The organism is Nocardia araoensis NBRC 100135 (assembly GCF_000308435.1).
Taxonomy (GTDB): domain Bacteria; phylum Actinomycetota; class Actinomycetes; order Mycobacteriales; family Mycobacteriaceae; genus Nocardia; species Nocardia araoensis.
This window is the reverse complement of the sequence record NZ_BAFR01000073.1, coordinates 44,703-54,485: the sequence shown is the minus strand read 5'-3', so window position 1 is coordinate 54,485 and position 9,783 is coordinate 44,703. Positions and strand designations below refer to the sequence as shown.

Below are 9,783 nucleotides of genomic sequence, written 5' to 3'. Positions count from 1 at the left end.
CCGGGCCAGTCTCGACCGGGCCTTCTGTGAGGCAACTTTCCCAGCCTAGCCAAGCAACCAACCGAAGTCAAGACCATCGGTCGATCTGCGTCATACTGGGCTGACAGGCGCTCCTCGTCCTACCTCGTTTCCCGGTCCCGCTCGGCGTTTCCGCCTCGCTCGGCTCCGGGTCGGAGTCCGTGTCGCTCTGACCTGGACTAAGTTACGCGGCGGATAACGCTACGTCAAATCGCCTGAACAACTTGGCGTTTCCGCAGGTCAAGGGCGTGCGATCGGAGTGATCGAAGGCTTGAATCACACGGATGTGATTCAAGCCACCGGGATCGTCATGCACCTGCCCACAGAATCCCCGCGAGGTTCTTCTTGCCGCGCCGCAGCACAAGCCAGCGTCCGTGCAGGTAGTCGGCGTCGGCGGGGGTCCATTCGATGTCGGAGACCTTCGTGTTGTTCACGGCGGCACCGCCCTCGTTCACCGCGCGCCGGGCGGCGCCGCGGCTCTCGCACAGGCCGGTCGCGACGAGCAGATCCACGATGGTGTTCGGCTCACCCGCCTTGATCTGCGCGACTTCGCCGTCGACGGCGGCTTCCCGCAAAGCGGCGCCGAGCGTCGCCTCGTCGAGATCGCGCAGTTCGCCTCGGCCGAACAGTGCCTGGCTGGCCAGCTGTACCGCGCGAGTGTGGGCCTCGCCGTGTACCAGGTTGGTCATCTCGGCGGCCAGCCTGCGCTGGGCCTCCCTCGCGTGCGGGCGCTCGGCGGTCGCACGCTCGAGCTCGTCGAGTTCCTCGCGCGACAGGAAGGTGAACCAGCGCAGGTAGCGCACCACGTCGGCGTCGGCCGTGTTCACGAAGTACTGGTACCAGGCGTAGGGGCTGGTCATCTCGGGATCGAGCCACAGGCTGCCGCCGCCGGTGGACTTGCCGAACTTCTTGCCGTCCGCGGAGGTCACCAACGGGACGGTCAGAGCGTGCACGGCCGCGCCGTCGACCCGGCGGTTGAGCTCCACGCCCGCGATGATGTTGCCCCACTGGTCGGAGCCGCCCACCTGCAGCGTGCAGCCGTAGTTCCGACGCAGCTGCAGGTAGTCGTTGGCCTGCAGGAGCATGTAGCTGAACTCGGTGTAGGAGATGCCCTCGCCGTCCAGTCGTCGCTTGATGGTGTCGCGCGCCAGCATGACGTTCACCGAGAAATGCTTGCCGATATCGCGCAGGAAGTCGACGGCGGTCAGCCGCCCGGTCCACTCCATGTTGTCGGCGATGATCGCTCCGGTCGGGGAATCGTCCAGGTCGACGAAGCGCTCCAGCTGCGAGCGGATCCGTTCGGCCCAGCTCGCGACGGTGTCGGTGGAGTTCATGGTCCGCTCGCCGACGTCGCGCGGGTCACCGATCAGCCCGGTGGCGCCACCGGCCAGCACGATCGGGCGATGTCCGGCGCGCTGGAAACGCTTCAGCGCGAGCAACGGGACCAGATGCCCCGCGTGCAGGCTGGCCGCGGTGGGATCGAAGCCGGCGTACAAGGTCAGCGGCCCGGCGGCCGCCGCCGCGCGCAAGGCATCCAGGTCGGTGGACTGCGCGATCAGACCGCGCCAGGTCAGTTCGTCGATGATGTCGCCGCTCACGGTGTCCTATCTTTCCGCACGAGGTTCAGGCCCACGTGTGCACCTCAGTGTCGTGCCGCGCGCGAAACCTCCGGCCCGCGGTGAAGGCTTTTCGACGAGTCCTCAGGCCGACTGCTCGACGGGCAGTGGAGCGCGCGGACTGCGCCGGTAGACCGACACCGCCCGCGAATCCGGAAGCCAGAAACGCCACGGCACATCCGCCGCGCTGCTGACGCCGACTCTCGGGCCACTCGCGATCTCGGCATCGTCGACGGGGCTGTTCAGTTCCAGCCGGATCGGCGACGACGGATCGAGCAGTGGGGTCCCGTAGTCGCCCAACGTGATTCCCAGCGCACTGCCGAGATTGCCCGGACCACGGGCCAAGTCCGGATCGGAGCGAGCGCCGGAACGCCGGGCGCGCGCCGTCTCCAGTCCCGCGACGACCTCGCCCGAACGGATGAGCGCGGCACTGGCGATACCGTCCGGTCCGCTCGTCACGTTGATGCAGGTGTGCATGCCGTAGCTGAGATAGACGTACAGCACACCGGCGGGGCCGAACATCACGCCGTTGCGCTTGGTCCGGCCACGACCGGAATGCGAAGCCGGATCAGGCCAGGGGCCGGCCGGGTCTCCCCCGTAGGCCTCGACTTCGACGATCCGTACACCGACCGGGCCCGACCACAAGGTCGCCCCGAGCAGACGGCGGGCGGCGGCGGGAGGTTCGACGGCAAGTTCCTCGACAGGCTGGGCACACACAGCCGCCATTGTCCTCGACAGCGATAACGGCCCGGCGGCTCGGCGACCGTCCCTTCTTCGCGATCGGTCCCGCCGACGACACGGCGGCGCGATGTGTGGCGTGATCACCGACGCTCATGCGCCGACCAGGACCCGCGATGACCAGTGCAAATCGTTGGCCCGGCCGACCGGACCGGCCGTGGCCGTACTCAGAAGTACGCGCTGTGCTCGCCCGACCGCAGTGTGAGCAAGTCGTCGGCGATCACCGCGGCATAACCCACGACCACGATGGCGGCCAATTGCGCCCAGGAGACCCAGAAGACGCCGATCGGAGTCGTGGCCGCGACCGCGAGCGCCGCGAGCAGGCGCGCCCAGGGGCGCGGCAACCGCAGTGCCAGGCGGAAGAAGAACTGGCCGAGGAAGTACAGCGTGACGCCGCCGGAGAGCGCGGCGGCCACGGCGACCGGGCTCGCTTCACCACCGCGGGCGATGCTCATCTGGATGCCCGCCGCGGCCACGATGACGCCGATCAACAGCGGATACAGGGCGTAGCCGTAGGCCAGCACGGCAGGCCGGGACCGTTCCCGGTCCGGCACCGCGGCCAGCGCGTGCTCGCCGCGCTCGTCGTCGACGCCGAAATACGCCCACCACAGGACGTAGGCCAGGCAGAGGCCGAGGCCGACGGTGGCGATCAACTCCGGTGTGATCCGCTCTCCGGCCAGCCCTGCGCCGATGGCGACGATGGATTCGCCGATCGCGACGATGACGACCAGCCCGTGCCGCTCGCAGAAATGACTGGCTCGGACCACGAAATCGCCCGTGTCGACCAGATAGGGGCTGATCACCTGCACCGCGAAAGCCGATGCCCAGCACACGTATTGCGGCCAGCCGTGCACGAACCCACCCGCCAGCACGAGCGCCGCGGCCAGAGCGTTGAGCGGGGCGATCCGGCGGATCGCGGTGGCCGCCGACGTGCCGCCCGCCGAGGCGAACAGCGCGGTGTGTACCGCGGTGACCAGGACGTACCCGAACCCGAAGGCGATGCCGGTGCCGTGGAACGCATCCGGGATCGCCAAGGCCAGGACGAAGAAGGCGAACATGCCGACCAGCAGCCAGGTCCGCCGGGTGGAGCTGTTCGGCGCGACCTCGTTGGTGAGCCACACATAGCCGGAATACATCCACCAGATCACCCCGAACAGCAGCGCCACCTGCCCGAGCGCCTGCCAGCCCGGATGGTGCGTGTAGACGTGCGACAGCTGGGTGATGGTGAGCACGAAGACGAGATCGAAGAACAGCTCGAGCGTCGAGGCCCGTACCTGCCCGCCGTCGGCGGACAGGGCACTCTGGTTGGTCACGGCTGGAGCCTAACGAGCAGACGTCATCCGAGCGTGTCGGTGCCCATGGAGAGGCCCTTCAGCTTGTACGGGTTGACCTGGAACCTGAGGTTTCGAATTCGTCCATCGACGATGTCGTAGGTGAACGCGGCCACCGGAGAGCCGCCGATGAATACGAGTGCGCCGAGTTCGCCGTTGATGTAGGCGGATTCGAACACGAACCCGGCGACGATCGGCTTGGCCAGCACGCCGAGAATCCAGCGGGCCACATGATCGGGTCCGTACAACGGGCGGCGCGCCGCGGTGACCACGCCGCCGCCGTCCGACCACGACGTGACATCCGGGGCGAGCAGGTCCATCAGCGCGTTGAGATCACCGCCGGAGCACGCGGCCATGAATCGGGCGGTGATGTGGTCGCGCTGTGCCTTGTCGGTGTCGAAACGCGGCCTGCGGGATTGCACATGCCGCTTGGCGCGGTGCGCGATCTGGCGGATCGCCGGTTCCGGACGGTCCAGGGTCTCGGCGATCTCGGCGTGCGTGTAGCCGAAGACCTCACGCAGCAGGAATACCGCGCGTTCGACGGGGCTGAGCGTTTCGAGGACCACGAGCATCGCCGTGGAGACGGTGTCGGCCAAGTCGGTCTCCTCGGCGATGTTCGGTGCGGTGAGCAAGGGCTCGGGTAGCCAGGGGCCGACATAGTTCTCGCGGGTGGCCTTGGCCGAGGTGAGCCGGTTGAGTGACAGGTTGGTGACGGTGCGTACCAGGTAGGACTTGGGTTGCCGCACCGTCGACCGATCGGTGTCGTTCCACTTGAGCCAGGCGTCCTGGAGGACGTCCTCCGCGTCGGTGACGGTTCCCAGCATCCGGTATGCGGTGGCGAACAGCAGCCGCCGGTGTTCGAGAAACGGGTCCTGCTCGGTTGTCCGGTCGGTCATGGCTAGATTCTCCTGGTGGCGCGGCCACCTTTCGACAGCGTGACCGACACCGTCATCCGCTTGCTCAGCGCGAAGGCCGGGATCGGGCTGCTGCTGACGGTCTCCTTGTACAAGACCGCGGCGCGACCGGTCAGGTAACCACGGCGTGGGGTGTCGTCGGCTTTGGTGAACTGGATGACCGCGTCCTTGCGACCGAGGCTGACCGGCTGGTGGAAGTACCCGAAGCGGAACGGACGCACCCGCTTGCCGCGCAGTTGCCGCGCGATGATGTCGGCGGTGTAGGCGGCGGTCGGCATACCGCTCTGGCACGTGCCGTGGATCTGCCCCCACGCCTGCCTGACGGCGGCCGCGTCGCCGATGGCGTGGACGTTCGGGTGCGACACCGACCGCAGGGTCGGGTCGACCACGATCAGCCCGTGCGCGTCGGTCTCGATGCCCGCCTCGGTGGCCAGCGGCGACACGCGAACACCCGCCGTCCACAGCGTCAGGTCCGTGGGCACGAGTTCACCGCCGGCCAGTTCGATCGCGTCCGGCAGCACCTTCACCACGGCCCGGCCGGTCGCGCGGGTGACGCCGAGACGATCGAGCGTCCGGTGCAGGTAGGCGCGGGCTTTCCTACCCATCATGGCCCCGGGCTCGCCGGTGCTGATCAGGGTGACGCGCGCGCCGGGGTGGCTGTCGGCGATCTCGGCCGCCGCCTCGATGCCGGTCAGGCCGCCGCCGCAGATCGCGACGGTGCCGCCGCGCGCCGCCACCTCGGCGAGACGCTCGGCGAACCGGTGGGCGGTGGCGGGGTTGTCGAGGGTCCACGCGTGGTCGGCGGCGCCGGGCACGATGCTCGTGTCGGCGGTGCTGCCCAGGGCGTAGATCAATTCGTCGTAGGGAAGGCGAGTCGTGTCGTCGACGGTCACCTCTTGCTTCACCGGATCGATGGCCGTGGCCCAGCCCTGGACGAATTCGACGCCGGTGCCCTCCAGCAGGGCGGGAATCCGGTGGTCCGCGAGCTGTTGACCGGCGGCCACCTGGTGCATGCGCAGACGCTCGGTGAATCGGGCCGACGGGTTGACCAGCGTGATCCGGACAGCGAGCGCGCGGGTGCGCCGAGCCAGCCGCACGGCGGCGAGCATGCCGGTGTAGCCGCCGCCGAGGATGACGATGCGATGTTCGGTGTTCATGGCAGTGCTCCATTGGTCGGGTCACCGGAGAATGGGTAGCGGATGGTGACGACCATGGGACAAATGACCGGGCCCCAACGTGACACCTCCTTCTGTGTTCTGGATCACAACGGTCGGCCACTTCCGGTCGGTACGTAGATCTCGCACCCTGAACCTCCGGGCGCGGGCCTCAGGGGCGAACCGGGGAGCAAATGGGGACGCTCCCGGATGTATTGGGGCCCTTGCGATTTCTACCGTCGGACCATGTCTTCGGAATCCCGGCCGCGCAGGCGGCGATGGTTGCGCATCGTTCTCGTCTGCGTCGCGGCATTACCGGTCCTGATCCTCGGTGGCGTCGCGTTGGTGTACGCCGGGGCGGACGTGTCCACCGCCGGGAAGACGGAATTCCGGAACGAGCTCGCCATTCCTCCGCTGGCTCCGTCGCGGGTCGGCGCCGACGGAACTCGGACGTTCGAACTCGATATGCGCGCCGGGCGAAAGGAATTCCGTCCCGGCCTGGCGACGGAGACGTGGGGGTTCGACGGCGAATTCCTCGGGCCGACGCTGCGGGCGCGACGCGGGGAGAAGGTGGCGGTCGCGGTGCGCAACACGTTGCCGGAGGCCTCCACGGTGCACTGGCACGGCATGCATCTACCCGCCGCCATGGACGGCGGGCCGCACCAGATGGTGGCGCCCGGCGCGGCGTGGACGCCGCAATGGACCGTCGATCAACCGGCGGCGACGCTCTGGTATCACCCCCATCCGCACGGCGCGACCGAAGCCCACGTGCGCCGGGGGCTGGCGGGTATGTTCCTGCTCGACGACGAGGTTTCCACCGCGCTGCCCCTCCCTTCCGAGTACGGCGTGAACGATCTGCCGTTGATCGTCCAAGACGTGCGGTTCAACGGCGCGGAGTTCGACTCGGCGCACGGGATGTTCCGCGATGTCGGATCCCTCGGGGATCGGACGATGGTCAACGGCACGCTCGCGCCGTACCGTGACGTCGGCGACGAACTCGTCCGATTGCGTCTGCTCAACGCCTCGACCGCGCGGATCTACACCTTCGTCTTCGCCGACGGGCGGCCGTTCTCGCTCATCGCCACCGATGGCGGCCTGATGGAACGACCGAGCACCGTGGACCGGCTGCGGCTGTCACCGGGCGAGCGCGCCGAGATCGTGGTGCGGATACGGCCGGGCGAGCGCACCGTGCTGCGCAGCGGCCGACTCGACGCCGGGCTCGATTTCTGGACCCAGCGGTTCTCCGGCGGCGACGACACCTTCGACATTCTCGAGCTGCGCGCGGCCGAGACGCTGCGGCCCGCGCCGGAACTCCCCGCGGTCCTCGCGTCTCCCACCACCCCGGACGGCGGCGATTCGGTGCGGGAACGACAGTTCGACTTGAACCTCGCCGGGATCAACGGCACGCCGATGGCCATGGACCGCATCGATTTCGCGGTCACGCGCGGCACCGCGGAGACCTGGGTGGTGCGCAACAACGACGGCATGCCGCACAACTTCCACATCCACGACGTGCGATTCCGCGTGCTCGCGGTGGACGACGAGCCTCCGCCCCCGACGCTGACCGGCCCGAAGGACACCGTCTTCCTACCGCCGAACAGCACGGTGCGCCTGGCAGTGCGCTTCGCACGGTCCGGCCGATCCGGACACGCCGTACATGTACCACTGCCACCTGCTCTGGCACGAAGACCTCGGAATGATGGGTCAGTTCGTGGTCGTGGACCCGGGCCAGTCGGCGGGGACACCCCCGCGGCACCACGGCCACTGATTCTTTCCTATTCGCTCTTGCCGCTTCGGCGCGACAGAGCTAAATTCATCGTACAGTGAATTCAACACTCGATGAATTGAGGCGACCGTGTCGCAAGCCAGCCCCTCCCCCGCCGTCGAGGTTCGAGATCTGCGGGTCCCCCGCGGCGGCCGCGAAGTTCTGCACGACGTCTCGCTGACCATCCCGCAAGGCACGATCACCGGGCTGCTCGGTCCGTCCGGATGCGGCAAGACCACGCTGATGCGCAGCATCGTCGGCACTCAGATCATCGAATCGGGCGAGGTCACCGCGCTCGGACACCCGGCGGGCTCCCCGGCGCTGCGCCACCTGATCGGGTATGTCACCCAGGCGCCGAGCATCTACCCCGACATCAGCGTCCGGGAGAACGTCGCGTACTTCGCCGCGCTCTACGGCCGCGACCGCGCCGACGTGGACGACGCGATCACGGCGGTGGGCCTGGCCGACCACGCTCAGCAGCGCGGCGACGAACTCTCGGGCGGCCAGATGACGCGGGCGTCCCTCGCCTGCGCGCTCGTCGCCGGACCCCAATTGCTGGTACTGGACGAACCGACGGTCGGCCTGGATCCCGTGCTGCGGGTCGAGCTGTGGAAGCAGTTCCACGAACTGGCCGCGAACGGCACGACACTGCTGGTGTCCAGCCACGTCATGGACGAGGCCGAGCACTGCGACCGGCTGCTGCTGATGCGCGAGGGCCGGTTGCTCGCCCAGCTCAGCCCCGATGAGCTGCGCGCGCAGACCGGTGAACAGAACCTGGAGACCGCCTTCCTCACCCTTATCACGATGGGACAGAACGCATGACCGCCATCTCGGCAGCCTCGCCCCGGCGGACGCCCACGCTGCGCCCCTACGCCGCCACCACCGGCCGCATCCTGCGGCAGTTGCGCAACGACCACCGCACGGTCGCGATGATCCTGGTGGTCCCCGCCCTGCTGATGACGCTGCTGTATTTCATCTACAAGGACACTCCCACCAACCCGCTGAACCCGGTCCCGCTGTTCGACCGGGTCGGTATCAGCATGCTCGGCATCCTGCCGTTCATCGTGATGTTCCTGATCACCGCGATCGCCATGCAGCGCGAACGCACCTCGGGCACGCTGGAGCGACTGCTGTCGACGCCGCTGACGAAACTCGACCTGCTCGCCGGATACGGCACCGCCTTCTCCCTGGCCGCCGCCGCTCAGGCGACCATCGCCTGCCTGGTCTCCTTCGGTCTGCTCGGGCTCGGCTCGGCGGGCAGCCCGGCGTGGGTGGTGCTGATCGCGGTGGTCGACGCGGTGTGCGGGGTGGCGCTCGGCCTGCTGGCCAGCGCGTTCGCCCGCACCGAATTCCAAGCCGTACAGTTCATGCCGGTCGTGGTCGCCCCGCAGATCTTCCTGTGCGGCTTGCTCGTTCCCCGCGGCCAGCTGCCCGACTGGCTGGAGGTGATCAGCAACGTGATGCCGTTGAGCTACGCGGTCGACGCCCTGCAACAGGTTTCGACGCATCCGGAGGCCACCGGCCAGATGTGGCGCGATCTGGCCATCGTGACCGGATTCTCGATCGTCGCCCTGTGCCTCGGCGCGGCCACGCTACGACGGCGGACCGCGTGACGGCAGGCAACGGCGCCGAGCGGCCGGCTCGCACCGGCCGCCGACCGGGGCAGTCGGGCGCCCGCGAGGCCATCCTCGCGGCCGCCCGCGCACGGTTCGCCGAGGTCGGCTTCGACAAGACCTCCGTGCGGGCGGTCGCCACCGAGGCCGGGGTCGATCCGGCCCTCGTCCACCACTACTTCGGCACCAAACAGCAACTCTTCGCCGCGGTGGTGGAGTTGCCGGTGGATCCCGAGTCGACCTTGCGCATCATCGAGGCCGCTCCGCTGGACCGGTTGGGCGAGACCATCCTTCGCGCGGTGGTCGGCGTGTGGGATTCGCCCGCGGGTCCCGGAGTGGTCGCGATGGTGCGCAGCATCCTGTCCGGCAGCCACGATCCGTCCCTGGCCAGGGCATTCCTCTTGGAGGTCGTGCTGGAACGCGTCCGCAGGCGGATCGCCACGCCGGAGGACGACGGCCGCACCCGGATCAGCCTGGTCGCCTCGCAGATGATCGGCGTGCTGGTGGGCCGCAAGATCATCGGAGTCGAACCGCTGTCCTCGATGCCCGCCGCCGATCTCGTCGCCGCGGTGGGCCCGACGCTGCAGCGCTATCTGACCGGCGACATCGGGCAGCGACCGGCGTCCGGGTGACC

At 68.6% G+C, this 9,783-nt stretch carries 9 protein-coding genes; 4 read left to right on the top strand and 5 right to left on the bottom strand.

What is annotated here, in order from left to right; translation table 11 throughout:
• Nucleotides 1–326 precede the first annotated feature (326 nt).
• The 5 genes from tyrS to ON21_RS10250 all read right to left on the bottom strand — a co-directional run bounded on the left by tyrS (nucleotide 327) and on the right by ON21_RS10250 (nucleotide 5,774).
• Nucleotides 327–1,616, bottom strand: coding sequence for a tyrosine--tRNA ligase (gene tyrS / locus ON21_RS10270; RefSeq protein ID WP_039797444.1), 1,290 nt, complete (start codon nucleotides 1,614–1,616; stop codon nucleotides 327–329).
• Between the two features lie 102 nt (nucleotides 1,617–1,718).
• Nucleotides 1,719–2,360 carry a DNA-3-methyladenine glycosylase gene (locus ON21_RS10265; RefSeq protein ID WP_039797443.1) on the bottom strand — a complete coding sequence of 214 codons (642 nt, stop codon included), beginning with the start codon at nucleotides 2,358–2,360 and terminating at the stop codon, nucleotides 1,719–1,721.
• Nucleotides 2,361–2,539: 179 nt separating this feature from the next.
• A complete protein-coding gene (locus ON21_RS10260) occupies nucleotides 2,540–3,685 on the bottom strand; it encodes a low temperature requirement protein A (protein WP_039797442.1) in 1,146 nt (381 codons plus the stop codon).
• Between the two features lie 23 nt (nucleotides 3,686–3,708).
• Nucleotides 3,709–4,599, bottom strand: coding sequence for an RNA polymerase sigma-70 factor (locus tag ON21_RS10255; RefSeq protein WP_039797441.1), 891 nt, complete (start codon nucleotides 4,597–4,599; stop codon nucleotides 3,709–3,711).
• A 2-nt stretch (nucleotides 4,600–4,601) separates the two neighbouring features.
• Entirely contained in the window at nucleotides 4,602–5,774 is a 1,173-nt protein-coding gene (locus ON21_RS10250) for an NAD(P)/FAD-dependent oxidoreductase (RefSeq protein WP_039797440.1), read from the bottom strand.
• Nucleotides 5,775–6,017: 243 nt separating this feature from the next.
• Between ON21_RS10250 and ON21_RS10245 the strand changes: the two genes are divergently transcribed.
• Genes ON21_RS10245 through ON21_RS10230 form a run of 4 tightly spaced genes read left to right on the top strand, consistent with a single transcriptional unit; the run spans nucleotide 6,018 to nucleotide 9,781 of the window.
• Nucleotides 6,018–7,598 carry a multicopper oxidase family protein gene (locus tag ON21_RS10245; RefSeq protein WP_245562532.1) on the top strand — a complete coding sequence of 527 codons (1,581 nt, stop codon included), beginning with the start codon at nucleotides 6,018–6,020 and terminating at the stop codon, nucleotides 7,596–7,598.
• A 28-nt stretch (nucleotides 7,599–7,626) separates the two neighbouring features.
• Nucleotides 7,627–8,358 (top strand): ABC transporter ATP-binding protein, encoded by a 732-nt coding sequence (locus tag ON21_RS10240; RefSeq protein ID WP_039797439.1) that lies wholly within the window; start codon nucleotides 7,627–7,629, stop codon nucleotides 8,356–8,358.
• Nucleotides 8,355–9,149, top strand: a complete 795-nt coding sequence (locus tag ON21_RS10235; protein ID WP_051020641.1) for an ABC transporter permease — start codon at nucleotides 8,355–8,357, stop codon at nucleotides 9,147–9,149. The genes ON21_RS10240 and ON21_RS10235 overlap by 4 nt, the downstream gene beginning before the upstream one ends.
• Nucleotides 9,146–9,781 (top strand): TetR/AcrR family transcriptional regulator, encoded by a 636-nt coding sequence (locus tag ON21_RS10230; RefSeq protein WP_039797437.1) that lies wholly within the window; start codon nucleotides 9,146–9,148, stop codon nucleotides 9,779–9,781. Before ON21_RS10235 ends, ON21_RS10230 begins: the two co-directional genes overlap by 4 nt.
• Nucleotides 9,782–9,783: the final 2 nt, after the last annotated feature.